The sequence below is a fragment of the Nonomuraea sp. NPDC000554 genome, from assembly GCF_040300065.1.
Taxonomy (GTDB): Bacteria; Actinomycetota; Actinomycetes; order Streptosporangiales; family Streptosporangiaceae; genus Nonomuraea.
Map to the genome: position 1 here is coordinate 613,868 of NZ_JBEPDC010000001.1, position 26,394 is coordinate 640,261.

A 26,394-nucleotide genomic window follows, 5' to 3' on the forward strand; every position below is an offset into this window, starting at 1 on the left:
CCTGCGCACGCCCCCACGCGCGAGCGGCGTCGGCGCCGCAACCTCCGTCGCCCCCGATCCGTCCCGGCACCACAGCGTCCGTCGCCCCCGACCCGTCCCCCACCTCGTGCGACGTGGAGGACGGGCTGCTGCCAGAATCAGTGCATTGTCAAGGTTTGGGGGGCGGCACAGTGAGCCTGGGAGCGGTGGCCATCACCGGCGCGGCGGGACGAATCGGCTCCGTGGTACGGAGGGCGCTGCGAGGCGAGGTGAACCGGCTGGTCCTGCTCGACCACGTTCCTCTCCAAGCGGAGACCACGAACGAGGAGACCCACGTCGTCGACCTGCGGGACGCGGCGGCCATGGAGTCGCCCCTTTCCGGCACGGACGCCGTCCTCCACCTCGGCGGCCTGCCGGACGAGGCCCCCCTTGCCGACCTTGTGGACACGAACGTGCTGGGCACCCACAACGTCCTGGAAGTCGCCCGGCGCGCGGGAACCGCCCGCGTGGTGCTGGCCAGCAGCAACCGCGTGACCGGCTTCTACCCCAACGCCCACCGCACCGGGCCTCTGGAACCCGTGCGCCCCGACGGTCTGTACGGCGTGAGCAAGGTGGCCGTCGAGGCTCTCGGACAGCTGTACTCGGACAAGTTCGGCCTCTCCGTGATCTGCCTGCGCATCGGCAGTTTCGAGGACGCCCCGACCGAACCCCGGCACCTCGCGACCTGGCTGAGCCCGCGCGACGCCGTCGGCTACGTCCGGGCGGCGCTCACCGCGCCGCCGTCCACCCGTTTCGCCACGGTGTACGCCGTTTCCGGCAACACCCGCCGCTTCTGGGAACTCCCCGAGGAGTCGGTACTGGCCTACACGCCGGTGGACGACGCCGAACTGTACGCCGACCGCATCGCCGGCGCCCACGTCCCCGCCGACCCCTCAGCCCCGCAGGCCGGCCCGTACGCCCTGCCCGAGTTCACCCTGAAGCACATCCGCCCCTGACCTGCGCTGATCCCCAGCAGCCCAGGTGCGCACCGCCCCGTCTCCCCGACAGACCGGCAATCAGCTGACCGTCGCCGTCGTGCGGGGCGTGGAGAACGGGCTCGCGATCGCCCGGTCCCGCGAGCGGGGCAGGTGGTCATCAGCGACCCGCACGGCCGCACCGTGGCGGAGGCGGCCACCACGGACGCCGAATTCGTCGCGGTCACGGCACCCTTCCGGCCCCGAGCGCGACGACCCTCTACACGAGGCTCGGCGACTGGTTCGCCCTGCTCGTCCTGACCCTGGGTGGCGCGCTGCCCCTCCGGCCACGCCGGGGCAGCACGGGCTGCCCCGGCCGAGGCAGGTCTGATGGTGGTTGGCGGCGGAGGTCCGATCGATGGAGGTGTGGGAGTGTTGCGGCTCCGGGTGCTAGGCGGAGCCGGGGAGGACGGCGGCCAGTTCGGGGATGCGGGCGCGGTAGCCGTCGAGCAGCTTGTGCGCCGTGCCGACCGAGTCCACCAGGGGGTGCAGCGCGAACGCCTCGACCGCCAGCCGGGACGAGCCCGACAGCGCGGCCGCGATGGTCGTCTGTTCGACCGCCTTGACCTGCTGCACGAGACCGAGGAAGCGGCCGGGGAGCGGGCGGGTGGCCAGGGGGCGGACCCCGGAGCCGTCGACCGCGCAGGGGATCTCGACGACCGCGTCCGCGGGCAGGCCCGCCACCGCGCTCCCGTTGCGGACGTTGAGGATCATGGTGGACGGCTCGCCGCGGGCGATGGCGGCCATGAGGGCGAGCGCGATGCCCTCGTACCCCCCGGCCTGTAGGTCGGCGGCGTCGCGCGCACCCGCGTCGGTGGTGTCGCGGGCCTCGGCCATGTAGGTCGCGTCGCGTTCCCTGCGCGCCCTGCCCCACTCGGTGAGGGCGTGCTCGGGCCGCTCCCGTACCGCCGCGTAGAACCGGTCCTGCTGGCCGAGCAGCGACTCGCCGCGGGTGTGCTCGGCGCCGTTGATCGCGGCGACGGACTCGCGGGTGAAGTAGTAGTAGTACAAATACTCGTTGGGCAGCGCGCCGAGGGTCCGCACCCAGTCGCTGCCGAAGATCCGGGCCTCCTCGACCTGCCGCAGCGCGTCGTCGTCGGCGAGCAGGCCCGGCAGGACGTCCTGGCCCTGGTAGGTGAGGCCGCGCAGCCAGCCGAGGTGGTTGAGCCCGACGTAGTCGGGCGAGACGCGCGACGGCTCCAGCCCCAGGGCGGCGGCGGCGCGCCGGATCAGCCCGATCGGCGAGTCGCAGATGCCGACCACGCGGTCGCCGAGCACGGTCCGCATCGCCTCAGTGATCATGCCGGCCGGGTTGGTGAAGTTGATGACCCAGGCCCGGGGCGCGAGGGCGGCCACCCGCTCGGCCACGCGCACGGCCTCCGGGACGGTGCGCAGCCCGTAGGCGATGCCGCCAGGGCCGGTGGTCTCCTGGCCGAGGAGGCCGAGGTCCAGCGCGACCCGCTCGTCGGCGGTCCGCCCGGCCAGGCCTCCGACGCGGATCGCCGAGAAGACGAAGTCGGCGTCGCGCAGCGCGGTGTCGAGGTCCGTGGTGGTCAGCACCCTGGGTGGGTGGTCGTGCCCGGCGGCGAGCTGGTCCAGGACGTGCCGGATGGCGTCCAGCCGCTCGGCCGACACGTCGTAGAGCATCACCTCCTCCACACGCGGCTTCGCGGTGTCGCGCAGCAGCGCGCCGTACACGAGCGGGACCCGGAAGCCTCCGCCTCCGAGAACGGCCAGTTTCATCGCGGCCCCCTCACCTGCCTCTCATCAGAACCACGTACGCCTCATGAGCGCGCACGATCGAACCCATGCGGACGAAATCCCACGTCATGCGAGCAGCACCTCGGCGCCCACCGCCGCGCAGTTGCGCAGCGTCGTCTCGTCGGCGCCCTCGTTCGTGACGATCACGTCGATGTCCTCGGGGCCGCACACGCGCAGGGCGCCGGTGCCGGGGAACTTGTGCCGGTCGACCAGCAGCACCACCTGCCCCGCAGCCGCGATCATGGCGCGTTTCAGCGGCACCTCGGCGAGCGTGGTGTCGACGAGCTGCCCGTCCGGCCGGACACCGCTCGCGCCGAGGAACACGCGGTCGGCGCACACCTGGCCCAGCGCCTCCTCGGTCAGCACCCCGACCAGGGAATGGTAGGTGCGGCGGACCATGCCGCCGAGCAGCAGCAGTTCGACCGTCGGGTCGGCACGGAGCACGTCGAGGACGGCGAGGCTGGAGGTGACCACGGTGACGCGGCGGCCGCGAAGCCTGCGGGCCAGGCGCATCGTCGTCGTGCCGATGTCGAGCAGGATCACGTCGCCGTCCTGGACGAGTTGCGCGGCGCGGTCGGCCACGGCCTCCTTGTCCTGCTCGTCGACGGCGGCCACTTCGGCGAACGTCAGGTCGTCGTCGGCGTCGACGAGCGCGCCACCACGCACACGCCGCAGCGTGCCGTCGCGGTCGAGCACCTCAAGGTCCCGGCGGATGGTCGACGGGCTCACGCCGAGTTGCCTGGCGAGGTCGCGAACGCTGGTGGCACCTGAGAGCCGGACCCGGCGCATGATCTCCGCATGCCTGAGGTGCTGTAGCACGGTGTGATCCTATCAGTCATTTCCGAGCACAAGCGAGCTTTTTGCACCAAATACCCGCGCAAAGCACTTGATATGCGCGAGCAAACGTGCAAGATTGCGCACATCTCGGCCTGTCAAGGAGGAAGCAATACCGTGTCTGGCCAGGCGTACGACCCACTCTCCGATCAGCGAACCCCGGAGGGGCCGCAGTTCGACGTCTTCTTAGCGGGCACTGTCTTCCTGGACATCGTCTTCACCGGCCTGCCCGCGATGCCCGCCTCGGGCACCGAAATCTGGGCCGAGGGCATGGGCTCATGTCCGGGAGGCATCGCCAACCTCGCCATCGCCACCAGCCGGCTGGGCCTGCGCACCTCGCTGGCCGCCGCGTTCGGCGACGACGACTACGGCGACTTCTGCTGGCGCACGCTCGCGGAGCAGGAATCGGTGGACCTGTCGAAGTCACGGCGCTTCGAGCACTGGCACTCGCCGGTGACGGTCTCGATGGCGGTCAACCGCGACCGCAGCATGGTGACCCACGGACATCCCGCTCCCATGTCGGCGACGGAGATGATCGGCACCCCGCCGCGCTCCAGCGCGGTGATCGTGTCGCTCTCCGCCGAGGAGCCGCTCGGCGTGCCCGGCGTGTCCGGCTGGGCCGAGCTGGCCCGCCGCAACGGCGCGCTCATCTTCGCGGACGTCGGCTGGGACCCGTCGGGCGCCTGGTCGCCCGCCCTGCTCGACCAGCTCTCGGTCTGCCACGCGTTCATGCCCAACGCGGTCGAGGCCATGGGCTACACCGGCACCGACACCCCGCGCGACGCCCTGTACGCAATCGCCGACCGGGTGCCCCTCGCCGTGGTCACCGACGGGGCCAACGGCGCCATGGCCATCGACTCCGCGACCGGCGAGGAGGCGTACGTCCCCACGCCACGGGTGCGGGCGCTCGACCCGACCGGCGCGGGGGACGTCTTCGGCGCGGGCTTCGTGCTCGGCACCCTCTGCCGCTGGCCGCTGGCCGACCGGCTGGCGTTCGCCGGGCTCTGCGCGGCGCTGGCCGTGCAGCAGTTCGGCGGGTCGCTGGCCGCGCCCGGCTGGGGCGACATCGCCGACTGGTGGCACGAGGTACGGGAGGCGGGTGGTCACGGCGGCGCCTACGCCGACTCGCTGGCCCGCCGGTACGCCTTCCTCGACCGGCTGGTCCCCACCGTCCCGGTGGGCGCGGTACACCGGGCGGCCGCCACCATCGCCCGGTACGCCGACCTGGAGGTGGCCCTCCCGGTGTCGGCCACCGAGAGATCCGAGAAGCCGCCGGCCAGAAAGTCCGCCGAGACGTCCGGCGGGCCGGAAGGCGCCACCCCGCACCAAGCACGCGCCGCCGCGTCCGAGGCCGCCGCCCCACCGGAGGCACAGCCCGAGGACCCGGACGCCTCGCGTGCCTGCTCAGAAGGAGTAACACCATGATCGCCTCGACGCGAGAGCACCGGCCGCCGAACCCTCGTGGCGTCCGGACGCGGGCCGTCCTGGCCGCCGGTGCCGTGGCCCTCGCCGCGACCGCGTGCGCGCCGGGGTCCTCGGCCCCGCCCACGGCGTCCTCGGCGCAGCCGAGCGCCTCGGCGGTGCGCACCGACGCCGCGGCCCTCGGCAACGTCACCCTCACGGTCTGGGACCAGGAGGTACGCGGCGGGCAGGCCGCCCAGATGAAGCAGCTCAACGCCGCGTTCGAGGCGAAGTACCCGAACATCAAGCTCAAGCGGGTCTCCCGCTCCTTCGACGACCTCAACACGACGCTGCGCCTGGCGCTCAGCGGCAACGAGCCTCCGGACGTGGTGGAGGCCAACAACGGCCGGCCGTCGATGGGCGCGTTCGTGAAGGCCGGCCAGCTCCGCCCGCTCGACGCCTACGCCGAGGCGTACGGGTGGAAGAAGCGCTATCCGGAGTCGGTGCTGCGCTACTCGCAGTACAGCGCCGACGGCAAGGTGTTCGGCCAGGGCAACCTGTACGGCCTGCCGCAGGTGGGCGAGGTCGTCGGCCTCTACTACAACCGCGCCAAGCTGACGAAGCTCGGCCTGCAACCGCCGAAGACCTGGGACGAGTTCCAGGCCGCGCTGGACAAGGCCAAGGCCGCCGGCGAGGTGCCGATGCAACTGGGCAACCTCGACAAGTGGCCGGCCATCCACGTGTTCGGCACCGTGCAGGGCCGTGCCGTCCCGGCCGACCAGATCAGCACGCTGGCGTTCGGCCGCAAGGGCGCCTCGTGGACCACGCCCGAGAACACCAAGGCCGCCGAGCAGCTCGTCAGCTGGGTCGACAAGGGCTACTTCAACGACGGCTTCAACGGCCAGGGCTACGACCCGGCCTGGCAGGCGTTCAGCAAGGGGCAGGGTGTCTTCCTGATCGCGGGCACCTGGCTGCTCGCCGACCTGGACAAGGCGCTGGGCAAGGACCTCGGCTTCATGCTCCCGCCGGGCGCCACGGCCGACGCCCCGCCCATCGCGACCGGCGGCACGGGCCTGCCGTTCGCCATCACGGCCAAGAGCCCCAACCCCGACGCGGCGGCGGCGTACATCGACTTCATCACCAACGCCGACGCCATGAAGGTGCTCACGACCACGGGCAACCTGCCGGTGGCCGACACGGCGGAGCAGAGCGTGAAGGCGGGCCCGCAGCAGGACGTGTTCACGGCCTTCGGCACGGCCACCAAGAGCGACGGCCTCGTCCCCTACCTCGACTACGCCACCCCGACGTTCGCCGACACGCTCGGCGCGGCGCTGCAGGACCTGCTGGCCAAGAAGTCGACCCCGCAGGAGTTCCTGGCGACGCTGGAGAAGGACTACAAGACCTTCGCCGAGAGCAACGGGTGACCGCGGGCGCATGGCCACGACGCTTCCCCGGGCCACCGGGCGGCCACACGTGAATGTGAAGAGAGCGCAGGCGGGGCATCCTCCCGGAGAGCCCCGCCGCGTCGCCTACCTCTACGTGCTGCCCGCGTTCGCCGTCTACGCGGCGTTCCTGCTCTACCCGATCGTCCGCGCGGTGCACCTGTCGCTGTACGAGTGGGACGGGCTGAGCGTCGGCACCTGGGCGGGGCTCGACAACTACGTCGCGATCGTCGCCGACGAGGGGCTGCGGTCGGCCTTCGGCCACGCCCTGGTGCTCATGCTGTTCTACGCGGCGGCGCCGCTCGCCATCGGGCTGACACTGGCCGCGATTCTCAACCACGCCAAGGTGCGCGGGCTCGGCTTCTTCCGTACGGTGGTGTTCCTGCCGCAGGTGGTCGCCATGGTCGTGGTGGCGGTCGCCTGGCGGCGCGTGTACGCCCCCGACGGCACCCTCAACAGCCTGCTCAGCGCGCTCGGGCTGGACTCCCTCACGAGGGGCTGGCTGGGCGACTACACCTTCGCGCTGCCGGCGGTCGGCGTGGTCGGCACCTGGTTCGAGACCGGCCTGGTGACCGTGCTGCTGCTGGCCGGGATGAGCCGCATCCCGCTGGAGCTGTACGAGGCGGCGCGGCTCGACGGGGCGGGCGCGCTCAGGGAGTTCTTCTCGGTCACGCTGCCCTCGGTGCGCGGGGAGATCGCCGTCGCGCTGACGCTCACCGTGATCGCCGCGCTGCGCACGTTCGACCTGGTGTACGTCACGACGCGCGGCGGGCCCGGCGACTCGACGTCGGTGCCGTCGTACGAGGTCTACCATCGGGCCTTCGGGCTGGGCCAGGTCGGCTCGGCCGCGGCGATCGGCGTCACCCTCACCGTCGTCATCTTCGCGGTCTCGTTCGTGATCAACCGCTTCGCTGACAGGGGCGACTCGTGATCTCTCGTGCGGAGCGTCTGGCCAACTACGTCATTCTGACGGCGTTCGCGGCATTCGCGCTGTTCCCCATCCTGACGATCCTGTCGGCCGCGCTCGGCCCCGACGACAGCGCGGGCGCGGCCGGGCAGGGGCTCAGCGTGGCCGGGCTGCACCTGGGCAACTTCGGCGCGGCGTGGGAGGTCGGGCGGTTCGGGACGTACCTGCGTACCAGCCTGATGGTGTCGGCGTTCGTCGTGGTCGTCAGCGTGGTCTTGTCGATCATGAGCGGGTACGCGTTCGGCACCATGCGCTTCCGCGGCCAGTCCGTGCTGTTCTACCTGTTCCTGCTCGGCATCATGATGCCCAGCGAGGCCGTCGCGGTCCCGCTCTACTTCGACCTGCGCACGCTCGGCCTGATCGACACGTTCTGGTCGGTCGCGCTGCCGCAGGTGGCGCTGTCGGTGGCGTTCGGCACGTTCTGGATGCGGGCGTACTTCCGCACGAGCAGCCGCGCGATCGTCGAGGCCGCGCGCATCGACGGCGCCTCGACCTGGCGCATCCTGTGGAAGGTGCTGGCGCCGCCGGCCCGGCCCGCCATCGTCACCCTGACCGTCCTGGTCTTCATGTGGACGTGGAACGAGTTCCTCATCCCGTTGATCATGGTGACCAGCGAGTCGCTGCGCACGGCGCCGCTGGGTCTGGCCTTCTTCCAGGGCCAGTACACCTCCGGCTTCACCCTCCTCGCGGCCGGATCCGTCATCGTCGCGACCCCGGTCGTGATCTTCTACCTGTTCCTTCAGCGCCATTTCATCCGCGGGCTGCTCCAAGGAGCCGTCCGCGAGTAACACCCGGAGGTTGCATGCGAACCCCGCACCCCCCATCGCGACCCACTCCGCCGTCACGGGCACCGGGTCGCCTGGCGGTGCTGGCCACCGCGGCCGTGCTCGCCCTCGTCCCCGCCGCCCCGGCATTAGCCGGAACAGCCCAAACCACCCCGTCCACCACAAACTCCCCCGCCGACCTCGACGCGCTGTTCATCGGCGCCCACCCCGACGACGAGGCCTTCAGCCTGTCGACGCTCGGGCAGTGGAGCGAGGACCACGGCGTCCGCACCGGCGTCGTCACCGTCACCCGGGGCGAGGGCGGCGGCAACGCCGTCGGCCCGGAGGAAGGCCCCGCCCTCGGCCTGCTGCGCGAGGCCGAGGAGCGCACGGCCGTCGGCAAGGCCGGCGTCCGCGACGTGTTCAACCTCGACGATGTCGACTTCTACTACACGGTGAGCGCCCCGCTGACCGACCAGATCTGGGGGGACGACACCCTGGAGAAGGTCGTCCGGATCGTCCGCCAGACCAGGCCCGAGGTCCTGATGACCATGGACCCGGCCCCCTCCCCCGGCAACCACGGCAACCACCAGCAGGCGGCGCGGCTGGCCGTCAAGGCGTTCTACGCGGCGGCCGACCCCAAGGCGTTCCCCGAGCAGATCACCCGTGAGGGGCTGCGCCCCTTCGCCCCCTCCCGCGTGTTCCTCGGCGGGGGCCGCGGCACCTCCAAGAGCGGCCCCGACTGCGCCTCGACGTTCCGCCCGGCCAACCCGGCGCAGAACGTGTACGGCGTGTGGAGCGGACGCCCCTCCCAGAGCCAGGGCCGGACCTGGGCCGCCATCGAGCGTGACGCCCAGCGCGCGTACGCCTCCCAGGGCTGGGCCGTCTTCCCCGACGTGCCGTCCGACCCCGCCCAGCTGGGCTGTGACTTCTTCACCCAGGTGGACTCGCGGGTGCCGTTCCCCGAGCCCGGCTCCGCGGCGGCCACCGCACCGACGGCCGCCCTCGACGGCGCGCTGGTCAGGGCGGCAGGCGCCGTCCCGCTCGGCACGCTGCTGGACCTGCGTCCCAGCACGTTCGACGTCCGCCCGGGTGCGGCGTTCACCGTCAAGGTCACCGCGACCGCGCCGTCTCGCGAGCCGCTCGGCCGGTCGGCCGTGACGCTGCGCGCACCGGAGGGCTGGCAGGTCAGCGGGTCCGGCGACCTCGGCAGGCTCGCTCCGGGACGCACCGGATCGGCGACGTTCACCGTGACGCCGCCGAAGGGCGCGTCCCCGGGCGTCCGGGCGCGGGTCGCGGCGACGCTGACCACCGACCAGGGCCGCGGCTACACCGACCGGCAGGTCGAGGTCAGCCCGGCCGTACGGGGAAGGCAGCAGCTGCTGCCCCAGGTGGACCAGTACGAGAAGTGGGCCGCGGACCTCGACGCGCCGCAGCTTCGCGGCCTGGTCACGCCCGTGCTCACCCTGCCGTCCGGCGGGGCACGCCAGGTCGGCGTCGTGGTCACCAACGTCAGCGACGCCCCCCAGACCGGGACCGTCCGCCTGGACCTGCCCGCCGGCTTCACCGCCGACCGCGCCGAGGCGAGCTACAGCGCGCTGGCGGCCGGCGCCTCGACGACGGTGCAGTTCACCGTCACCAACTCCGACGCCTCGCTGAAGACCTCCAACGAGGGCGGCGACTACGCCTACACCATCACCACCACCACCAGCGCGGACGGCTCCAGCGTGAGCAAGCCCGCGCTCGAACTGGTGCCGAAGACGTCGATCCCGCAGGCGGCGTCGGCGCCGGCCGTCGACGGCGTCGAGGGCGACGGCGAGTACACCGGCCCCGCCCTGGACATCTCCCGCCTGTGGGAGGGCACCGCCTGCTCGTCGGCGGCCGACTGCTCAGGCACCGCCAAGCTCGCCTGGCATGACGACACGCTGTTCGTGCTGGTCAAGGTGAAGGACGACGTGGTCGGCACCCGGCTGCCCGCGTCCGACTGCAAGCGGCACTGGCGTACCGACGCGGTGGAGGTGGCCATCGACCCGCGCGGCACGTCGGAGAACACCTCCACGACGTTCAAGGCGGCGGTGCTGCCGGTGACCGCCGAGGGCCCGCCGTGCTTCGAGCGCGACGCCGACAACCGTCAGGGTCCGGGCGAGCAGACCGCGCCTGGGATGCGGGTGGCGTCGAAGGTCGCCACCGGGGAGTACACGGTGGAGATGTCCATCCCGATGGAGGTCCTGCCGGGGGCGGTCGATCCCGAGCACCTCGGGCTGAACATCCTGGTGTACGACTCCGACACCCAGGACAAGACCGGTCAAACCCGGATCGGCTGGTCCACGTGGGGTGGCGTGCAGGGCGACCCGTACCGCTGGGGCGTCGCGACGCTGCCGGGCTACCACCCTCCGGCGGGACGGCCGACCACGCCGCCCGACCCGGTGATCCCCGACACCGGCCTGTCCAGCCTGGACTCACCGCAGTCGCTGGAGCAGGCGGTCCGCCTCGGCCTTCCGCTCGCGGGCGGTCCCGCGGCGAAGGCGTCCGAGAGCGGCCGGGTCACGGCCGCCACCGGCGCGCGGGACGCCGTGAAGGTGACGCTCCGCGCCGGCTCGGCCGGCAAGGCGCACCTGTTCGTCCGCGACGACCAGGGGACCGCGGGCAGCCACGTCGTCACCGTTCCCCGGAGCGGCAGCACGACCGTGAGCGTGCCGCTGACCCGCGCCACGGCCGGCCACCCGACGGTGGTGGCCGGATGGCAGGCGCCTGACGGAGGCACGCTGGCCTCCCAGGCGCGCGTGCGCTGACGTTCGCCGACCGGGAGCCCGACCGGGCTCCCGGTCGGCGAACGCGGTCGGCTGAACGCGGTCGCCGTGTGCCGCCCCGGGGATTCGAACCCCGACTGCCCGCGTCCGAGCGCGGTGCCTCCTGCCGTTGGGCTAGAGCGGCGAGCCCGCGGCCCGCGATCATCTGGGGCGTTGGACGGCGCCCGTGATGACCATCGCGTCACCGTCCGGTCATGCCGTACGGCGGGCCGCGGGGAGAGCCGCAGCGGGGTCTCGAACCCCGTCCTGCTGGTTGGAAGCCAGCTGCCTTACCCGTTCGGCCTCTGCGGCGGGACTTCCCCTCGGAATGTCTATGGAGTTTTCTGCTCAGGCGGCTGCCGGCTGGAACGACCGAAAGAAAAAGCCGCCAGGTGCAATTCCCGGCGGCTTCGGTATTCCTCTGTCGAGGATCATCCAGAAGCCCGCCGACCGGCGCCGCCGCCGAACAGGACCGCTCGCCCGTGCAGGCAGGCGGCCGGCATGAGGTCGCTGAGCATGTTCACCGCTGTCCTTTCACCGCGTCTTTCTTGCTGTGTGATCACAGTAGCCGCGGGCATTTCCCGGATGCCACACATTAAAAAACGAGGGGATGTCACGGACTCGGCTGAAAAGCGGCCGTGACATCCCCTCGCGAAACCTCAGCCCTTGGGGCTCGCGCTCTCGACGACCTCGAACGTCCAGAGCTCCGACCCGGACGCGGCAGCCCCCTGGCCGTGGCCGTGCCCCTGGGCGGCCTGAGCAGCCTGCGCGTGCCCTCGCTGGAAGGCCTGCCCCTGCTGCCACTTCTGGAAGTCTTCCTCGCTACGCCAGCGGGTGTAGACGAAGTACTGGTCGGTGCCCTCGACGGGCCGCAGCAGCTCGAACCACTCGAACCCGTCGGCGGATTCCACCATCCCGGCCCGGTTGGAGAAGCGTCGCTCGAGCTCCTCCCGCATCTCCGCCGGCACGGTCAACACGTTGATCTTCACGACTGACAACGGAAACCCCCTCTCGTCCACCCCAACGCTAGCGTCCGGGTAGCCGGGGGTGGCCGAGGGCATCGTGCCCCCGGTGGCGCTACCGCATGAGCCAGGCCTGCTCCGCGGTGTCGCGGCACGTCCACTGGATGAGCCACTTGCCCGGCTTGGCCTCGCCCTTGCCGACCGCCAGGCACAGGCCGGAGGCCCGGTTCTTCAGCCGCTGCAGGTCGTCGTACATCCACTCCTGCTCGATGCCGCCGTCGGTGCACGGCCACTGGATCGCGTACTTGCCCTTGGCCCGGGAGCCGTGCGCGATCGCCAGGCACATGCCGGTCTTGGCGTTGACGAGCTTACGATCCCGGTAGATCCACTGCTGGTCCTTGTTGTTGGAGCACGTCCACTGGATGACCTTCTTGCCCGCCCGCACCTCGCTCTTGCCCACGGCCAGGCAGAGCTCGGTGGCGGCGTTCATCAGGCGCGAACTGCCCGCCTGGCGCGAACCGCTCGCCGCCGAGGCGGGGGCGGCGGCGAGGGAGAGCGCCATGGCGGTCGTCGCGGCGACGGCGAACAGCTTGCTGGGGGTGGCGACCACGTCGGTGACCTTCCTGAGAGGTGTTGATCTCTATGACGCCCGCAATCCCCGATTTGTTGTGAGATTCCCGGCATCAAGCGGGCGCGTTGACGTGCAACCAGTACGCCCACAAGGTTGAACTCGTCAGTACAATCAGGGGATGACCACATCGCGTGGACGGATCGACAAGCGGCAGGCGATCCTGGACGGCGCGTTCACCGTGTTCGCCCGCCAGGGATACGCCCAAGCCTGCGTGCAGGAGATCGCCGACGAGGCGGGCGTGGCCAAGCCGACGGTGTACAACCACCTCACCGACAAGGCCACCCTGTTCAGGCACGCGATGGAGGCCGCCGCGCAGGCCGCGCTGAACGAGCGGCTCGCCGCGCTCGAACCGCTCGTCGAGCCCGGCGAAGACCTCCCCGCCACGCTGGAACTCGTCGGATACGACCTGCTGCGCCTCCACTGCGACGACCGCTCGTGCGCGCTGCGGCGGCTGCTCTACTCGGAGAGCACCCACTTTCCCGACATCCTCGACATCGTCCGGCAGAGCGGGCCGCACCGTCTCAACCAGGCGCTCGCCGACCGGCTGGCCCGGCTCGCGCTCGCCGGCCAGCTGCGCACGACCGACCCGGCGCTGGCGGCCGAGCAGTTCATGGCGCTGCTCACCGGCCCCATGGAGGCCCGCTCCCAGATGGGGACCCGCCCGATCGACGACGCCGAGTTGCGGGACGTGGCCCGCGCCGCCGTCCACACGTTCTGTCAAGCCTTCGCCGCCGACGCCTAGAGACCGGTTCTCCGACATCGCCGGTGCGAGAAGGGCGAGCCCCCTCAGCGACCGGCCGGGGTGATACCGGAGATCCGGGCGGCGAGCTCGGACAGGCGCGCGAGCGTGGAGTCCGCTGACGGGTCCGGGACGGCCACGATGACGTGGTCGATGCCCTGGGCGGCCAGGTCGCCACACCGCTGGACGCTCTCCTCGACGCTCTCGCCGTCGGGAACGCGCATGTGGAGGGTCTTCTCGATCTCCTCGTAGGGCCGTCCCAGCCGTTCGCAGTGGGCGCGCAGCACGCCGAGCTTGTGCGGCACGTCGGCGCCGTGCAGGAGGTTGCAGGCGTCGGCGTACTCGGCGACGAGCCGGAGCGTCTTCTTCTCCCCGCTGCCGCCGATCAGGATCGGCGGGCGCGCCTGCGGCGCGTTGAGCGTGCGCTCCAGCCTGTAGTACCGGCCCTCGTACGGTTTGTCGTCGTCGCTCCACATCTGCTTGGCGATCTGCAGCGTCTCCTCCAGCCGCTCGAACCGCTCGGCCAGGGACGGGAAGCGCAGGCCGAGGCCGCGGGCCTCCTGCTCGTACCAGCCGGCGCCGATGCCGAGGACGGCGCGTCCGCCGGAGAGCGCGTCCAGCGTGCTGACCTGCTTCACCAGCACCCCAGGCGCGCGGTAGACGGCGCCGGTGACCAGGGCGCCCAGCGTGACCCGGCTGGTGAGGGCGGCGGCGTAGGACAGCGCGCCGTACGCCTCCAGCATCGGGTCCTCCACGGCGCCGAAGTTGGGGATCTGGAAGAAGTGGTCCATCACCCACAGGCTGTGCAGCCCCGCCTCGTCGGCGCCGCGGGCGACGGCCGCGAACCGCCCGGCGATCGCGGCGTCGCCGCCGGGCCAGGTGAAGCGGGGACAGGTCAGACCGAGTCTCATCGAAAACTCCTTGATCGGGTGGGGGCATGCCTGCCGCAGGATGACGTCACTGCGGGCATGAAAAAACCCTCTCGCCCGGGTTGCTGCACCCGAGGCCGAGAGGGCTCCGTAGGAGTAATCATCTCATGTGCCGCAGGCGGCTCTCGCCCGGCACCGGCGTCCCCCGCCAGAGCACGGGTCAGGTCACGACGCCGCCTGGTGGAAGTGCTCGACCACGCGCTGGACGCGCAGACCGGCCGCGAAGTCGGCCAGGGTCGGCTCCTCGCCGCGGATGGCGCTGGCGAACGCGCTGAGCCGGGTGTGCTCGCTGCCGTGTTCTCCGTGACTGAACAGCGTGCCGCCGTCCGCAGCCCGGCACAAACGGTGTCACGTCTACCGGTGCCGCTCGACGTGCGCGAGGTGGTCGGGCCTGTTGGTCATGATGCCGTCGACGCCGTACGAGATCAGCTGACGGATGACGGCCCGCCTGTGCACCGACCACGTGTAGACCCGCATCCCCTGATCATGGACCTCTTTGACGTATTCCGGGGTGAGGCCGACGTGCGGCAGATTGACCGAGTCGGCGTAGGCGGCCACCTCGGCGAGCCGGTCGACGGCCGGCTTGCCGAGCAGCGCGATCGGGACGTCGGGCATGAGGCTGTGGAAGTTCCGCATCGACTGCCAGTCGAACGCCTGCACGGCCAGCCGCTCCTTGGTCCACCATCTACGGTTGGCCTGCAGCTCGGCGGCCACCCGCCGGTCGATGTCCTCCGGGGTGCGCGGGGCGTGCTTGATCTCCAGCAGCAGCCTGATCCTGCTGCCGCTCGTCGCCCGCAGCATCTGTTCGAGCGTGGGCACTTGCACGCCCCGGTAGCGCGGGGAGAACCACGAGCCGGCGTCCAGCTGCTGGATCTCCGCGAGCGTGAAGTCGGCGACCCGCCACGGCGATCGTCCGGGGAAGAGCTGCTCAACGTTGGTGGTGCGGGCCAGCGTCGCGTCGTGCATCAGGACGAGCTGGTGGTCCCTGGTCTCCTGGATGTCGAGCTCGCACGCGTCGGCCCGCAGCTCCCGGGCCAGGGCGCAGGACGCGATGGTGTTCTCGGGCGCGTACGCGGAGGCGCCCCGGTGCGCGATGTTGTCGACTTCTGGCGGCGAGGCGGAGGCGGCTCTCGGCATGACGGGGAGAGCGGTCAGGGCGGCGGTGACGACGGCACCGAACTGTCGGTACATGTCCCTCCTCGGGCTTGCCTGCTGCCTGCAACCCGAGCCGGACAATTGAGTCGTATGTCGAGTCAGAGAGATAGTTCCCATTTGTGCCAGCAAAGACCGTTTTGGTGTGGCGTGTCGGACGCGTCAGAACGAACTCTTTGCCACGGCAGCAGGGCCGCTTGGCGAGGGGGCGAGGGCATCAGGGGACTCGCGCCGCCGACGGGCTAGGGCCGCGGCGGCTTCCTCATACGCGACACGGTAAGGCGCTCAGCGGAAGATTCCCGTATGGCCGAGCGAGTAGCGTCCGGGCTGCGGGTACACGCACAGGCCGTGCGGTCCCTGGCCGACCTTGATCTTGTGCAGCAGCTTGCCGGTCACGGTGGAGAACACGTAGACGACCCCGTGGTACCTGCCGGAGAGCCAGAGCTGCTTGCCGTCCGCCGACACCCCGCCCATGTCGGGCGAGCCGCCCCCGGGGATCTGCCACCGGTCGACCACCTTGCGGTCGGCGAACGACACCACGGAGACCGAGCCCTCTCCCCTGTTGGAGACGTAGAGCAGCCGCGAGTCCCTGCTGACGTACAGGCCGTGCGCGCCCCTGCCGGTGCGCAGGAATCCGACCCTCCGGAGGGTGTCGGCGTCGATGATCCACACGCCGCCCGCCATCATGTCGGCCACGTAGAAGCGCCGCCCGTCGGGTGACAGCTTGACGTCCTGCGGCATGTTCGCCGGCTCCACGCTGATCACCTTCAGCACGCGCGGACGCTTCCAGTCGATCGCCACCAACTGGCCGGAGAACTCGCAGCTCGCCAGGAACACCGATCCGTCAGCGGTGAAGTCGCCGTGGTTGACGCCCCTGCACGGCAGTTCCAGGGAGTGGATCAGGCGCATCGTGTCCGGGTCGCGAAAGTCGAGCCGGTTGTTGCGTTCGGCCATCACCAGGGCGTACGAGCCGTCGGGCGTGAAGTACAGGTTGTACGGGTCGTCCACGGGCACCGGCTTGCCGGGACGGCCGGTGACCGGGTCGATGGGGGTGAGCCGGTTGCCCTTGTTCTCGTTGACCCACAGCGTCTTCATGTCCCAGGACGGCACGACGTGCTGCGGCAGCATGCCGACCCGGTAGCGGTGGACGACCCGGTACGTCCGCGGGTTGATGACGTCCACCGTGTTGGATTCGCTGTTGGGCACGTACACGCGCGGGGTCAGGCCCCTGACCTTCGGGCTGAGCATCCCTGGCCTGTCGTGGGCGTAGACGTCGGTCACCTTGTCCCGGGCGCGCGGCTCCGCCTGCTGCTTGTGCGGAGACGGGCTCGGCGGCGGGGCAGGGGTGCCGGCGACCACCGCGGGCGGCGCGGGCGGCGCGGTACACGAGACCGCGGCCATGGCGGTCGCACCAAGCACGCTCATCACCCAGGGCAGACGCATGCGGCACAGCCTAGGAAGGTGTTCGGCAGCGTACGCCCAGGTCAAGGTCAACATCGTGGCGGCGCATGATCAAGGGATGGCATGCACGCCCGCCGCCCTCCAGGTGGGGGCGGGGAGCCGGGCGTGCCAAGGTAAGCGCCGCGCCAACCGGATGCTGTTTCGTCCGTTCCTACCGTGGCCGCATGATTTCCGGCACTACGCGCAGAGTGAGCGGAGGCCGGCGGGCGCTCCAGCTCCCCACCTACCTCGGCCGTGCCCGCAGGGGCGGCCTCCGCGCATCGGTCATCTGACCGGGCTCGCGGGGCTGTCCGCATCAGAAGCGGTAGCGCGCGACCACGGTGCCCAGCCTGGAAAAGGACGTGCTGAGTGCCCCCAAGCGGGTCCACAGGCGCAGGGCCGGCGGATACTGGGCGACCTCCGGCTCTCGGGTGAGCATGATCTCCTCAATGAGCGTGAGCTTGGGATTCCAGCGCACGGGGTCCAGGCGGTCGAATCCCGGGGACTTGAAGAGGGGGACCAGAAACCGGACGCTGGGGGCGAGTTTCGCGGCCCGGACCGTGAACTTGTTGTAGACGTTGAACGCGATCTCCCCGCTGTGGAGATGGTCGGTGAGCCGCTGCAGCAGGGAGATCATGTCGGCTTCGGCGAGAAACGCCATCAGGCCGTCGGCGACGATCACGGCGGGGCGGTCGGCGGGGAGGCTCTCCAGCCAGGCCGGGTCGGTCAGGTCCGCGCCAATGGCCTGGACGTGCGGGCGGTCGGGGATGAGCCGTCGCCGGGCGGCGACGACGTCAGGGAAGTCGACGTCGTACCAGTCGACGGTGGGCGGCGTGTCGATGCGGAACGCCCGCGTGTCCAGGCCGGCGCCCAGGTCGATACCGATCGCGTCGGGGTGGCGGGCGATGAACCGCTGCGCGACCTCATCCAGTTTCTTGGCCCGCTGGGCGACTTCGACGCAGGAAACCCTGGTCCAGCGGAGCTTGTCGTCGGTGTAGCCGCTCTTGCGGACGAGCTCGTCGGCCATCGTGTCGCCGAGGATCGGGTCCGGCAGGCGGCTGTCGAATGCCCGGCCGGTCAGGGTGATCCACAGGGTTTGCTCCACCGGGGTCAGAGCGGGAAGGGAAAGCGTCATGGGAGTTTCCGTCCTTTCTGCGCCGACGTACGTGTCGGCATCCTCGATTCAATGACACCTGGACTAAAAGTAGTCCAAGTATAACCATATGCCTGGTGTAGGCTCTCTGGCATGGCGGACGAGACACGACGCGAGCGCAAGAAACTCCAGACGAGACAACTGCTGGTCGACACGGCGCTCAGGCTGTTCGCCGAACAGGGATACGAGCAGACCACCATCGCGCAGATCGCCCAGGTGGCCGACGTGGCCAAGAAGACGTTCTTCAACCACTTCCCCACGAAGGAAGACGTGCTGTTCGCCGACACCGACCAGTACGTCCAAGCGGCCGTCGAAGTGATCGGCGAACGAGCGCCGGAGGAACACGTCTCCGACGTCCTGCTCGAGATCTACGAAGGAGTCTTCGCCCGGCGTCTGGCCGGGGGGCCGTTCTCCGAGGCCGGCAAGAATCTGAAGCACCTCGACGACACGGTCATGAAACTGCCTGCCGTGCAGGCCAAGGCCCTGCACGTGCTGTTCGACCTCCAGCAGGCGATCGCCGACGCGCTCCTGAAGGCCTACCCCCGCGTGCTCGACCCGGTCACCGCGGCTGCCGCCGTCGGATCCCTGATCGGAGCCGCTCAAGCCGCCGCCACGGTCAGCCTCCGCCAGGGCCCCTCAATGGAGGAGTACCTGACCTCGATCCGGCGCGCCCTCGACGTCGCCCTCCAGGGGCTGCGCTCGTTGTAGAAGGGATTCCGCGGGTGTTCGACGGCCTGGCCCAGCGGGGCGGTGCAGCGGGGTCGGTCGCGGAGCCCGTCCGGCACATCCCGCTCGTCAGAAGTCGGTACGGTGGCCACGTGCGAACCGGCTCACCTGGCACGGCACTCATCATCATTCGGGGCAACTCTGGATCCGGCAAGACCAGCGTCGCGCGAGCCCTCCGAGAGGCGTACGGACGCCGAGGCCTGGCCCTGATCAGCCAGGACGTGGTGCGGCGCGACATCCTGCGCGAGCTCGACAAGCCGGGCGCCGTGAACATCGGCCTCATCGACACCATGTGCCGCCACGCCCTGGACACCGGCTACCACGTGATCGTGGAAGGCATCCTCGCCGCGAGCCGGTACGGGCAGATGCTGCACGCGCTCTGCCGCGATCACCTCGGCCGGACCTCGCTCTACTACCTCGACATCCCTTGGGAGGAGACCCTGCGCCGACATGAGACGCGCCCTCAACGTTCCCAGTTCGGCGCGGATGACATGCGGCAGTGGTACATCGAGCGAGATGTGCTGCCGGAAGAGCGCGAGACGATCTTCGGAGAAGATGCCTCCCTGGAGGACATCGTGCGGCGGATCTACAAGGACGCCGGTCTTGAGGCTGACCGGCAGGCCGATTCTCCAGCCGCAGGACGGTAATGGTGGGATGTCGGGCATGACCCTGCAGATCTCGGCTGATCAGCTCGTGATCGTCCCCGCCAACCAAGCGTCGTGGGACGACCTGAAGGCGATCTTCGGCACAGCGGACTATCCGTCCACGTGCCAATGTCAGCACTACAAGATCTTCGATTACCAGTGGCGCTCCGTCTCCGTCGACGAACGTGCCGAGCGCCTGCGCGAGCAGACCGGTTGCGGGGACCCCGGAGCCCCTTCGACCAGCGGTCTCGTCGCCTATCTGGACGGTGAACCGGTCGGGTGGTGCGCGGTCGAGCCGCGATCGTCCTACCCCCGCCTGCTCCGTGCCCGCGTCCCCTGGACCGGACGCCAGGAGGACAAGACCGATGACAGCGTCTGGGCCGTGACCTGCTTCGTCACCCGCAAGGGCTTCCGCCGACGCGGCATCACCTACGCGCTCGCCCGCGCCACGGTCGACTTCGCACGCGAACGCGGAGCTCGCGCGCTCGAGGCGTACCCGATGATCACACAGCCGGGAGTGGAAGTCACCTGGGGCGAACTCCACGTCGGCAGCCGCGACGTTTTCGCCGACGCGGGGTTCACCGAGGTAGGCAGGCCGACACTCAGACGCGCCGTCATGCGAATCGACTTCTGACCGGTCATGCAGGAAGGCGCGGTGCGACGGATCGAGTTCCGGTGCGTGGACGGAGGGCTCGTCGAGATCGCCATTGACGACGTGCCGCTGCTCGAACTGGTACGGCAGGCCGAGCTTCCGTACGCCCGCTCCGAGCAACTCGAACGGCAAGAGGAGTTCGCACCCGAGCCGGCGCCGCTGCTCGCGGGCGACTACACCTACTTCTCCCGGAACCAGTGCGGCTGGCCGAGCCGCCACTACCTGGACGAGCCGGCAGAGGTCGCCTACAACCAGGAAGACGATGAGACATGAGACCATGCTGCTCGGCTGCACATGCGGCATCGCTGAGTGCTGGGCGCTGCTCGCGAAGATCGAGCTCACCGACTCCGTCGTCCGCTGGTCGGGTTTCCGCAACAACCATCGCGACTGGGACTTGTCCCTTCTCGGACCGTTCGTCTTCTCCCGCCGGCAGTACGAGCGGGCCCTCCGTGCGACGGCACCAGAGCCGCGCGTGAGCGATGCTCCGCGCTTGGCGGTCGTTGACGACGTCCGGCTGGTACCGGTGATAGATGTGTTTTCCGGCATCGTCCACGACCTGACGCCGAGTCATCCCGACCCCCCAGCCGACGATGCGCTCTAGGACGCCCTGGTCGTGCTGTGGCAGCACGGCCAGAGCGCGATCCGCGAGCTCGTCGAGGAGCTCCAGGCATCCTGCGTGACGTCGCAACCTCCGCCACCAGCTAGCCGCACGAAGCGCAACGCGCTGACCGACCCACCATGAAGGAGCCTTCAAGTTTCGAGAGGCGCCCGGTCCCAGCACCTGGGTCAGTGCTCGGCGTCGACACGGGAGACGTGGTACTGGCGGATCCGCCAGCCGGCGTCGTCGAGACGGAGGACCAGCGACAGATGCACATGGACCTCCCAGCCGTGCGCGTCGCCGAACGTGACGTCCGCGAAGCCTCCGGCGACCTGCTCGCCGATCGTGTATGTGTGCAGGACCGTCACCTCGGCCCTTCGGCCGGCCGGTACGACTTCGTAGTAGCCCCGCACCGCGTCCCGGCCTGTGAGGACGGCGGGTCCGAAGCCCTGGAAGAGGGCGTCCGGGGTGAACAGATCGGCCATGGCGTCGGGCTGATGGCCGTCGAAAGCGGCCTTCCAGCGCCGAAGGACGTCATGCATCGGATGGTTCATTGCTTCAGCTCTCATCTGCGCGTGGGCGTGCGGACAGCGGCTCCCGCCCTGAGCGGTCGCGGACTGCGACCGAACGGTCCCGGTGAGTTGCTAGCCGACCGGTCTAGTACAACGTAGTCGGGCGGTCGTATACTTGCAACCATGGGACGGACCAGTGACGCCAGGGAGAAGATCATCAGCGCCGCGCAGTCGCTCATCGAGCTGCGTGGATACTCGGCGCTCGGCGTGGCCGAGATCTGTAAGGCGGCCGGGGTGCCCAAGGGGAGCTTCTACTACTTCTTCGAGTCCAAGGAGACCCTGGCGCTGACCGTGCTCGACGAGCACTGGGCCGTCCAGCGTCGCGAATGGACCCGTGTTCTGCGCGGCGACGCCGACCCCCTGCAGCGGCTGCGGCAACTCTTCGAGGAGACCGAGGCGAGCCAGCGCGCGGGGCAGAAGAGCTGTGGCACCGTCTCCGGCTGCTTGTTCGGGAACCTCACGCTGGAGCTGAGCAATCAGACCGAAGCGATCCGCCTGCGCCTGCAGGAGATCTTCGACGCCCAGGTCGACATGGTGGAGTCGGTCGTCGTCGAGGCGCGCGAGCGTGGCGAGGTCACGGTCGCCGACACCCATGAGGCGGCGCGATCGGTCGTCGCGCAGCTCGAAGGACAGGTGCTGCTCGCCAAGCTCTACAACAACACGTCCCAGCTGAGCGTTCTGTGGGCGAACTGCCTGGCCCTGCTGGGGGCCCGGACGCCACAAGAGGCAGCGGCCGGGGCATGAGCCCTGGTCCGCTACCGGCGGGCCGGAGTCCCGGACCGCCGGTGCCTCGGCGTGCGTCGGGCGCCGAGGGCGTTCAGACGTGGGAGGCCAGTCTCCGCAGGATCTGGGCGGCGGGCTCGGCGGTGGCCTGGCGGTACCCGGTCCCGGCCCACAGATTGATCCGCTCGGGGTCGCCGGCCGCGGCGGCGGCCTGGCGCATCGGCCTGGTCAGATGATGCAGGGCGGGATAGCCAGAGGGGGCGAGGCCGCTGTAGCGGTCGGTGAACCGGTTGGCCAGCGCCCGCGCTGGTCGGCCCGTGAACGCCCTGGTCACCACGGTCCGGCGGCGCTTCGGGTCGGCCAGGGCCGCCTTGTGCGGGAGTGACGTACCGGCTTCGTCTGCCCGCAGCAGGACCGTACCGACCATTACCGCCTCGGCTCCGGCGTGCAGCGCCTCGGCCACGCCGGCCGGGGTGGCCAGCCCGCCCGCGGCGACGAGCGGCAGCGACACCGCCTCCCGTATCCGCCCCAGCAGATCAGTCAGCGGGACGGAGGCCGGAACATGCTCGGGGGTGAGTGTGCCGGAGTGCCCTCCGGCGGCCGACGCCTGTACGGCCAGCGCATCGGCGCCCGCGTCCGCGGCCAGGCGGGCCTCCGCCGGTGACGTGACCGTCTGCACGACCAGGGTTCCGGCGGCGCGCAGCGGGGCGATGACGGCTGCGTCCGGGACGGCGAAGGTGAAGCTGACGACCGGTACCGGTGCGGACAGCAACAAGTCGATCTTGTCCGACCAGTGGTCGTCGTCCTCGACGATTCCCGCTGCCTGGACGTCGAGTTCGTAGGCCCGGGCTTCGGGGGCGATCGCGGCGGCATAGCGTCGGAAGGCCTCCGGATCGACCCGCAGGGGGTTGGGGGCGAAGAGGTTGACCCCGAAGGCGATGTCGTGGCGTCGGACCTCGGCGATCTGCTCGGCCAGTGCGTCCGCGGTCTTGTATCCGCCGGCGAGGAACCCCAGTCCGTTCGCCCGGGCCGCCGCCACGACCAGTGCGGGGGTGCTGGGACCGCCGGCCATCGGCGCGGCCAGAACCGGGTTGTCCACGGCGAGACCATTGAGTGGCGAAGTCATGCAGTGTCTTCCCTCCTCGTGAGATGGGGACGGACTCGGTCCGGAACGAGGCAGTGGCCCGCCCGGGCCGGTCCCTGAGGTCGTCGTTGGCACCGGACGGGCCGCCGGCAGGGGCACGGGTGGCGCGCCCCCGCCTCGGGCCCGCGCGGGCGAGGCCGGCGGTGAGTGGCCGCGCTCAGTACCCGGCGATCTGGCCGCCGTCGACGTGGAGGATCTCGCCTGTGACGAACGGGGCGTTCTCGAGGTAGACGACCGCGTCGACGATGTCGCTCACCTCGCCCATGCGGCCGACAGGATGCAGTGCCGCGAGTGCCGCGTGATGCTCTTCGGAGTGCATGGGTGTCTTGATGACGCCCAGCGCCACGGCGTTGCTGCGGAGGCCGCGGCCGGCGTACTCGATGGCCAGCGCCTTGGTGGCGGACTGCAGTCCGCCCTTGGTCAGAGAGGCGAGTACGGAGGTCACGCTGGAGTTGGCCTGGTCGGCGAGCGTGCTCGTGATCTGCACGACGTGGCCGCCGCCCTGCTCGAGCATGCGCTCCACCGCGAGCTGGGTGATGCGGAAGAAACCGTCCAGGTTCACGCCGATCACCGCGTCGTAGTCGTCCTCGGTGTAGTCGGTGAAGGGCTTCGCCACGAAGATCCCCGCGTTGTTGACCAGCGTGTCGATACGGCCGAACCGCTCGACGCCGGCGGCGATGACGCGCTCTGCGGTCGTGCGGTCGGCGATGTCGCCTTGAACGGTGACGACGTCGGGGTCGTCCGACGCGGGGATGTGGCGCGAGGTGGCGACGACGCCGTAGCCCAGCTTGCGGTAGGCGGTGACTATCCCGGCTCCGATGCCCTGCGACGCACCTGTGACGACCGCGACCTTCTGAACCTGCGTGCTCATGATGACCTTCTTCCAGGGAGATGAGAATGACCGTCAACTAGCCGACCGGTCGTCTATGGCAAGATAGACGACCGGTCGAAATATTTCAAAAGGTGTGCGTGCCGCCGGGCGGCAGGGTGTGCGCCCGCGGAATACACGGGCGGCGACACCGACCGCCTTCCGTACGTCGCCCCGAGGGGCCAGTAGGCCCCCGCAGGAAGAAGGAGAAGCGCCATGAAGGAGTTCCTGGTCGAGCTCACCACCACCGTCCCCGAGGGCACCGACCCGGCGGAGGTCGACCGCTGTCGCGCCGAGGAATCTGTAAGGGCCGGGGAACTGGCCGCGGCCGGTCACCTCGTCAGGCTGTGGCGCCCGGTAGGCGAACTGCGCAGCATCGGTCTGTGGCGGGCCGCCGACGAGGGTGAGCTGTACGAGAAGGTGCTCGGCACGCTGCCGCTCTGGCCGTGGATGACCTCGGCGGTAACGGTCCTGGAGTCTCACCCCAACGACCCGGGCAGGACTGCCGTCACCACCTGATCGCACGGGCCGACGGGCCTCGTCGCTCCCGCCGCAACCGCGACACCCGGTTTTGACTCATCTAGACCGGTCGTCTACCTTGGAATAGTCGACCGGTCGTCTAGTTCACCAGAATCCCCAACAAGGAACGGAGCCACCGCTGTGGCCACTCCCGTCAAGCTTTCGATCGTCTACTACTCCTCCACCGGCACCACCGCCGAGATCGCCAAGGAACTGCGCGATGCCAGTGTGAAGGCAGGTGCCGAGGTCCGTCTGGTGAAGGCCGCCGAGCTGGCCCCGCGGGCGGCCATCGAGGCCAATCCGGCGTGGGCGGCCAACCACGCCGCCACCGTGGACATCCCCGAGGCGACACCCGAGGACATCGAGTGGGCCGACGCCGTACTGTTCGGATCCGCCACCCGGTTCGGCAACACCTCCTCGCAGCTCCAGCAGTTCATCGACACCCTCGGCGGGCTGTGGGCGCAGGGGAAGCTGGCCAACAAGGTCTACAGCGGCTTCACCTCGTCCGCGCTCCTCCACGCCGGCCAGGAGACGACGCTCCAGGCGCTCTACACCAGCGTCCACCACTTCGGCGGCATCGTGGTCGCCCCCGGCTTCACGTCCCCCGTCAAGTTCGTCGACGGCAACCCTTACGGCACCTCGCACGTGGACGGACAGGGCACGAACCCGGTGGACGACACCACCCGCGCCGCCGCCCGTGTCCAGGCCGAGCGCGTGGTGAGGATAGCCGCTCAGCTCAAGGCAGCCTGACCCGCCCACCGGCCGCGCGGCGGGTGGTGCGGTCGGTGCCGGCGAACCCTCATGAGATCAGCTTCTTGTGGACATCGTCGGCGCCGATGCGGCCGTGGGATGTCTCGATGAACTCATCGATCATCTTCACCCTCCGGGCCTAGCCGGTGGGATCCGTCCCGGCCCGGGGTGCTTGCGCGACCCGGGCCGGGACGCCGCATGGATCAGGACGCTCCGGCCCGGTCGGACCCCCGCGACGGTGTTGATCAGGTCGTAGGCGGTGGTGGTGACCCCACCGATAGCCTGTGTCATCATGACGCGCGCTTTGATCTTGCCGATATTGCTCCTGGTGGGCGGCTTGGTCGTTGCGGCCGCGCAAATCGCCGCAGGGTCCCCGGGCGCCGCCGCTGTCCTACTGCTGATGTTCGTGCTGCTCGCCGGACTGTATTCGCCGCTGGCGTTCCCGAGATCGATCGGTGCGGTGGAGGCACAACGCCGCAGCGCGGTCGACGGCCAGCCGATCGTCTATTGGCGGACGGGCTGTAAGTACTGCCTGCGGCTGCGGATCCGATTGGGCCGCGACGCCCGCCGGCTGCACTGGGTCGACATCTGGCGCGACCCGGCCGGTGCGGCGGTGGTGAGGGCCGCCACCGGTGGCGACGAGACGGTGCCGACCGTGGTGCTGGCGGGCCGGCCGTACATCAACCCCGATCCAGGATGGGTGCGCGGACAGCTCCCCCGATCCCGGTGACGAGACCGTCGTCGATGCGCACCGCCATGACGGCGTCGATCTCGCCGTTGAGCTGGAGAATCAGCGCCGGGTAGCCATTGCCCCGGCCGCAGCGACGCCACGGCCCTGCCCAGCACGTCGCCACCCGCTTGTGGCGCACGTCACATAGCAGCGCTGTCACAAGAATCGGGTCGTCGGCATCTTGTGTTCGTTCAGTGCAGCACGCAACAACACAAGGGACGCGTCTTGGAACCCCGTTTGAACCTCTCCGGCAGCCCGCTCGCGGCCAAGTCCATGAGGCACTTCGCCTCGGCGAGCAAGGTGATCATCGATGGCTCGACGCTGCCGTCCGCGACCCATGACCTGGTGATGCTCCGCGCCAGTCAGATCAACGGCCGCGGCTTCTGCACCGACATGCACAGCAAGGACCTCGCGCACGCCGGGGAGACCTCCGTGGCCAACCGCCTGAACGTCATCGTCCAGCAGCCCGCCGGCGACTACCAGCCCGGCCAGTTCGGATAACGAAGATTCTC

29 protein-coding genes and 2 tRNA genes are annotated in these 26,394 nt (G+C 70.2%); 17 read left to right on the top strand and 14 right to left on the bottom strand.

Annotated elements, in window-relative coordinates:
- The first annotated feature begins 170 nt into the window (after positions 1 to 170).
- A complete protein-coding gene (locus ABT294_RS03095) occupies positions 171 to 974 on the top strand; it encodes an NAD-dependent epimerase/dehydratase family protein (protein WP_350803133.1) in 804 nt (267 codons plus the stop codon).
- Between the two features lie 408 nt (positions 975 to 1,382).
- On the opposite strand, the gene ABT294_RS03100 is transcribed toward ABT294_RS03095, so the two are convergent.
- Positions 1,383 to 2,735, bottom strand: coding sequence for a 6-phospho-beta-glucosidase (locus tag ABT294_RS03100; protein WP_350803134.1), 1,353 nt, complete (start codon positions 2,733 to 2,735; stop codon positions 1,383 to 1,385).
- Between the two features lie 84 nt (positions 2,736 to 2,819).
- The gene (locus tag ABT294_RS03105; RefSeq protein ID WP_350803135.1) at positions 2,820 to 3,572 is read right to left on the bottom strand and encodes a DeoR/GlpR family DNA-binding transcription regulator; all 753 of its coding nucleotides are present in this window, start codon (positions 3,570 to 3,572) and stop codon (positions 2,820 to 2,822) included.
- Between the two features lie 132 nt (positions 3,573 to 3,704).
- Here ABT294_RS03105 and ABT294_RS03110 point away from each other — a divergent pair, with 132 nt between their 5' ends.
- The 5 genes from ABT294_RS03110 to ABT294_RS03130 all read left to right on the top strand — a co-directional run bounded on the left by ABT294_RS03110 (position 3,705) and on the right by ABT294_RS03130 (position 10,953).
- Positions 3,705 to 5,012, top strand: coding sequence for a carbohydrate kinase family protein (locus ABT294_RS03110; protein WP_350803136.1), 1,308 nt, complete (start codon positions 3,705 to 3,707; stop codon positions 5,010 to 5,012).
- Positions 5,009 to 6,412, top strand: coding sequence for an extracellular solute-binding protein (locus ABT294_RS03115; RefSeq protein WP_350803137.1), 1,404 nt, complete (start codon positions 5,009 to 5,011; stop codon positions 6,410 to 6,412). Before ABT294_RS03110 ends, ABT294_RS03115 begins: the two co-directional genes overlap by 4 nt.
- A gap of 49 nt (positions 6,413 to 6,461) precedes the next feature.
- Positions 6,462 to 7,361: a carbohydrate ABC transporter permease gene (locus ABT294_RS03120; protein ID WP_350803138.1), complete on the top strand. Its 900-nt coding sequence runs from the start codon at positions 6,462 to 6,464 to the stop codon at positions 7,359 to 7,361.
- Positions 7,358 to 8,185, top strand: a complete 828-nt coding sequence (locus ABT294_RS03125) for a carbohydrate ABC transporter permease (RefSeq protein WP_350803139.1) — start codon at positions 7,358 to 7,360, stop codon at positions 8,183 to 8,185. The genes ABT294_RS03120 and ABT294_RS03125 overlap by 4 nt, the downstream gene beginning before the upstream one ends.
- A 77-nt stretch (positions 8,186 to 8,262) precedes the next feature.
- Positions 8,263 to 10,953: a sugar-binding protein gene (locus tag ABT294_RS03130; RefSeq protein ID WP_350803140.1), complete on the top strand. Its 2,691-nt coding sequence runs from the start codon at positions 8,263 to 8,265 to the stop codon at positions 10,951 to 10,953.
- 69 nt (positions 10,954 to 11,022) lie between these two features.
- Here the strand turns inward: ABT294_RS03130 and ABT294_RS03135 are convergent.
- From ABT294_RS03135 to ABT294_RS03150, 4 genes are all read right to left on the bottom strand, one after another.
- A tRNA-OTHER gene (locus tag ABT294_RS03135) sits at positions 11,023 to 11,095 on the bottom strand.
- 95 nt (positions 11,096 to 11,190) lie between these two features.
- Positions 11,191 to 11,262, bottom strand: a tRNA-Gly gene (locus ABT294_RS03140).
- A 347-nt stretch (positions 11,263 to 11,609) separates the two neighbouring features.
- A complete protein-coding gene (locus ABT294_RS03145) occupies positions 11,610 to 11,948 on the bottom strand; it encodes an antibiotic biosynthesis monooxygenase family protein (protein ID WP_350803141.1) in 339 nt (112 codons plus the stop codon).
- A gap of 79 nt (positions 11,949 to 12,027) precedes the next feature.
- Positions 12,028 to 12,522 carry an RICIN domain-containing protein gene (locus tag ABT294_RS03150; RefSeq protein ID WP_350803143.1) on the bottom strand — a complete coding sequence of 165 codons (495 nt, stop codon included), beginning with the start codon at positions 12,520 to 12,522 and terminating at the stop codon, positions 12,028 to 12,030.
- A 139-nt stretch (positions 12,523 to 12,661) separates the two neighbouring features.
- On the opposite strand from ABT294_RS03150, the gene ABT294_RS03155 reads away from it, so the two are divergent.
- Positions 12,662 to 13,285 (top strand): TetR/AcrR family transcriptional regulator, encoded by a 624-nt coding sequence (locus tag ABT294_RS03155; protein WP_350803144.1) that lies wholly within the window; start codon positions 12,662 to 12,664, stop codon positions 13,283 to 13,285.
- Between the two features lie 44 nt (positions 13,286 to 13,329).
- On the opposite strand, the gene ABT294_RS03160 is transcribed toward ABT294_RS03155, so the two are convergent.
- From ABT294_RS03160 to ABT294_RS03180, 5 genes are all read right to left on the bottom strand, one after another.
- A complete protein-coding gene (locus tag ABT294_RS03160) occupies positions 13,330 to 14,193 on the bottom strand; it encodes an LLM class F420-dependent oxidoreductase (RefSeq protein WP_350803146.1) in 864 nt (287 codons plus the stop codon).
- A 183-nt stretch (positions 14,194 to 14,376) separates the two neighbouring features.
- Positions 14,377 to 14,553 (bottom strand): hypothetical protein, encoded by a 177-nt coding sequence (locus tag ABT294_RS03165; protein WP_350803149.1) that lies wholly within the window; start codon positions 14,551 to 14,553, stop codon positions 14,377 to 14,379.
- 12 nt (positions 14,554 to 14,565) lie between these two features.
- Positions 14,566 to 15,402, bottom strand: a complete 837-nt coding sequence (locus ABT294_RS03170; protein ID WP_350803151.1) for a glycerophosphodiester phosphodiesterase — start codon at positions 15,400 to 15,402, stop codon at positions 14,566 to 14,568.
- 246 nt (positions 15,403 to 15,648) lie between these two features.
- The gene (locus ABT294_RS03175) at positions 15,649 to 16,806 is read right to left on the bottom strand and encodes a YVTN family beta-propeller repeat protein (protein ID WP_350803152.1); all 1,158 of its coding nucleotides are present in this window, start codon (positions 16,804 to 16,806) and stop codon (positions 15,649 to 15,651) included.
- A gap of 313 nt (positions 16,807 to 17,119) precedes the next feature.
- Positions 17,120 to 17,938, bottom strand: coding sequence for a class I SAM-dependent methyltransferase (locus ABT294_RS03180; RefSeq protein ID WP_350803153.1), 819 nt, complete (start codon positions 17,936 to 17,938; stop codon positions 17,120 to 17,122).
- A 111-nt stretch (positions 17,939 to 18,049) separates the two neighbouring features.
- Between ABT294_RS03180 and ABT294_RS03185 the strand changes: the two genes are divergently transcribed.
- The 5 genes from ABT294_RS03185 (at position 18,050) to ABT294_RS03205 (ending at position 20,579) form a co-directional block, all read left to right on the top strand.
- The gene (locus ABT294_RS03185; protein WP_350803154.1) at positions 18,050 to 18,664 is read left to right on the top strand and encodes a TetR/AcrR family transcriptional regulator; all 615 of its coding nucleotides are present in this window, start codon (positions 18,050 to 18,052) and stop codon (positions 18,662 to 18,664) included.
- Between the two features lie 110 nt (positions 18,665 to 18,774).
- Complete coding sequence (locus ABT294_RS03190) at positions 18,775 to 19,329, top strand: kinase (protein WP_350803155.1); 555 nt, start codon at positions 18,775 to 18,777, stop codon at positions 19,327 to 19,329.
- A gap of 16 nt (positions 19,330 to 19,345) precedes the next feature.
- On the top strand, positions 19,346 to 19,960 hold the full coding sequence (locus tag ABT294_RS03195; protein ID WP_350803156.1) for a GNAT family N-acetyltransferase: 615 nt from the start codon (positions 19,346 to 19,348) through the stop codon (positions 19,958 to 19,960).
- A 21-nt stretch (positions 19,961 to 19,981) separates the two neighbouring features.
- Positions 19,982 to 20,251: a hypothetical protein gene (locus ABT294_RS03200; RefSeq protein WP_350803157.1), complete on the top strand. Its 270-nt coding sequence runs from the start codon at positions 19,982 to 19,984 to the stop codon at positions 20,249 to 20,251.
- On the top strand, positions 20,241 to 20,579 hold the full coding sequence (locus tag ABT294_RS03205; RefSeq protein ID WP_350803158.1) for a hypothetical protein: 339 nt from the start codon (positions 20,241 to 20,243) through the stop codon (positions 20,577 to 20,579). Before ABT294_RS03200 ends, ABT294_RS03205 begins: the two co-directional genes overlap by 11 nt.
- A gap of 185 nt (positions 20,580 to 20,764) precedes the next feature.
- On the opposite strand, the gene ABT294_RS03210 is transcribed toward ABT294_RS03205, so the two are convergent.
- On the bottom strand, positions 20,765 to 21,118 hold the full coding sequence (locus tag ABT294_RS03210) for an SgcJ/EcaC family oxidoreductase (RefSeq protein ID WP_350803159.1): 354 nt from the start codon (positions 21,116 to 21,118) through the stop codon (positions 20,765 to 20,767).
- A gap of 153 nt (positions 21,119 to 21,271) precedes the next feature.
- Here ABT294_RS03210 and ABT294_RS03215 point away from each other — a divergent pair, with 153 nt between their 5' ends.
- Positions 21,272 to 21,892 (top strand): TetR/AcrR family transcriptional regulator, encoded by a 621-nt coding sequence (locus ABT294_RS03215; RefSeq protein WP_350803161.1) that lies wholly within the window; start codon positions 21,272 to 21,274, stop codon positions 21,890 to 21,892.
- A gap of 73 nt (positions 21,893 to 21,965) precedes the next feature.
- Here ABT294_RS03215 and ABT294_RS03220 read toward each other — a convergent pair whose 3' ends face one another.
- Positions 21,966 to 22,997, bottom strand: coding sequence for a nitronate monooxygenase (locus tag ABT294_RS03220; protein WP_350803162.1), 1,032 nt, complete (start codon positions 22,995 to 22,997; stop codon positions 21,966 to 21,968).
- 175 nt (positions 22,998 to 23,172) lie between these two features.
- A complete protein-coding gene (locus ABT294_RS03225; RefSeq protein WP_350803164.1) occupies positions 23,173 to 23,886 on the bottom strand; it encodes an SDR family NAD(P)-dependent oxidoreductase in 714 nt (237 codons plus the stop codon).
- 213 nt (positions 23,887 to 24,099) lie between these two features.
- Here ABT294_RS03225 and ABT294_RS03230 point away from each other — a divergent pair, with 213 nt between their 5' ends.
- The 4 genes from ABT294_RS03230 (at position 24,100) to ABT294_RS03245 (ending at position 26,383) form a co-directional block, all read left to right on the top strand.
- Positions 24,100 to 24,402 carry a muconolactone Delta-isomerase family protein gene (locus tag ABT294_RS03230; RefSeq protein WP_350803165.1) on the top strand — a complete coding sequence of 101 codons (303 nt, stop codon included), beginning with the start codon at positions 24,100 to 24,102 and terminating at the stop codon, positions 24,400 to 24,402.
- A gap of 141 nt (positions 24,403 to 24,543) precedes the next feature.
- Entirely contained in the window at positions 24,544 to 25,152 is a 609-nt protein-coding gene (locus ABT294_RS03235) for a flavodoxin family protein (protein ID WP_350803166.1), read from the top strand.
- 292 nt (positions 25,153 to 25,444) lie between these two features.
- Entirely contained in the window at positions 25,445 to 25,882 is a 438-nt protein-coding gene (locus ABT294_RS03240) for a glutaredoxin domain-containing protein (protein WP_350803168.1), read from the top strand.
- Positions 25,883 to 26,107: 225 nt separating this feature from the next.
- Positions 26,108 to 26,383 (top strand): carboxymuconolactone decarboxylase family protein, encoded by a 276-nt coding sequence (locus tag ABT294_RS03245; RefSeq protein WP_350803169.1) that lies wholly within the window; start codon positions 26,108 to 26,110, stop codon positions 26,381 to 26,383.
- Positions 26,384 to 26,394: the final 11 nt, after the last annotated feature.

What these genes read in the sequence shown, in the direction of transcription:
- ABT294_RS03100 (WP_350803134.1), bottom strand. Translation starts at nt 2,735, where the DNA reads ATGAAACTGGCCGTTCTCGGAGGCGGAGGCTTCCGGGTCCCGCTCGTG.
- ABT294_RS03115 (WP_350803137.1), top strand. Translation starts at nt 5,009, where the DNA reads ATGATCGCCTCGACGCGAGAGCACCGGCCGCCGAACCCTCGTGGCGTC.
- ABT294_RS03155 (WP_350803144.1), top strand. Translation starts at nt 12,662, where the DNA reads ATGACCACATCGCGTGGACGGATCGACAAGCGGCAGGCGATCCTGGAC.
- ABT294_RS03160 (WP_350803146.1), bottom strand. Translation starts at nt 14,193, where the DNA reads ATGAGACTCGGTCTGACCTGTCCCCGCTTCACCTGGCCCGGCGGCGAC.
- ABT294_RS03170 (WP_350803151.1), bottom strand. Translation starts at nt 15,402, where the DNA reads ATGTACCGACAGTTCGGTGCCGTCGTCACCGCCGCCCTGACCGCTCTC.
- ABT294_RS03175 (WP_350803152.1), bottom strand. Translation starts at nt 16,806, where the DNA reads ATGCGTCTGCCCTGGGTGATGAGCGTGCTTGGTGCGACCGCCATGGCC.
- ABT294_RS03180 (WP_350803153.1), bottom strand. Translation starts at nt 17,938, where the DNA reads ATGACGCTTTCCCTTCCCGCTCTGACCCCGGTGGAGCAAACCCTGTGG.
- ABT294_RS03185 (WP_350803154.1), top strand. Translation starts at nt 18,050, where the DNA reads ATGGCGGACGAGACACGACGCGAGCGCAAGAAACTCCAGACGAGACAA.
- ABT294_RS03195 (WP_350803156.1), top strand. Translation starts at nt 19,346, where the DNA reads ATGACCCTGCAGATCTCGGCTGATCAGCTCGTGATCGTCCCCGCCAAC.
- ABT294_RS03205 (WP_350803158.1), top strand. Translation starts at nt 20,241, where the DNA reads ATGAGACATGAGACCATGCTGCTCGGCTGCACATGCGGCATCGCTGAG.
- ABT294_RS03210 (WP_350803159.1), bottom strand. Translation starts at nt 21,118, where the DNA reads ATGCATGACGTCCTTCGGCGCTGGAAGGCCGCTTTCGACGGCCATCAG.
- ABT294_RS03215 (WP_350803161.1), top strand. Translation starts at nt 21,272, where the DNA reads ATGGGACGGACCAGTGACGCCAGGGAGAAGATCATCAGCGCCGCGCAG.
- ABT294_RS03220 (WP_350803162.1), bottom strand. Translation starts at nt 22,997, where the DNA reads ATGACTTCGCCACTCAATGGTCTCGCCGTGGACAACCCGGTTCTGGCC.
- ABT294_RS03225 (WP_350803164.1), bottom strand. Translation starts at nt 23,886, where the DNA reads ATGAGCACGCAGGTTCAGAAGGTCGCGGTCGTCACAGGTGCGTCGCAG.
- ABT294_RS03230 (WP_350803165.1), top strand. Translation starts at nt 24,100, where the DNA reads ATGAAGGAGTTCCTGGTCGAGCTCACCACCACCGTCCCCGAGGGCACC.
- ABT294_RS03240 (WP_350803168.1), top strand. Translation starts at nt 25,445, where the DNA reads ATGACGCGCGCTTTGATCTTGCCGATATTGCTCCTGGTGGGCGGCTTG.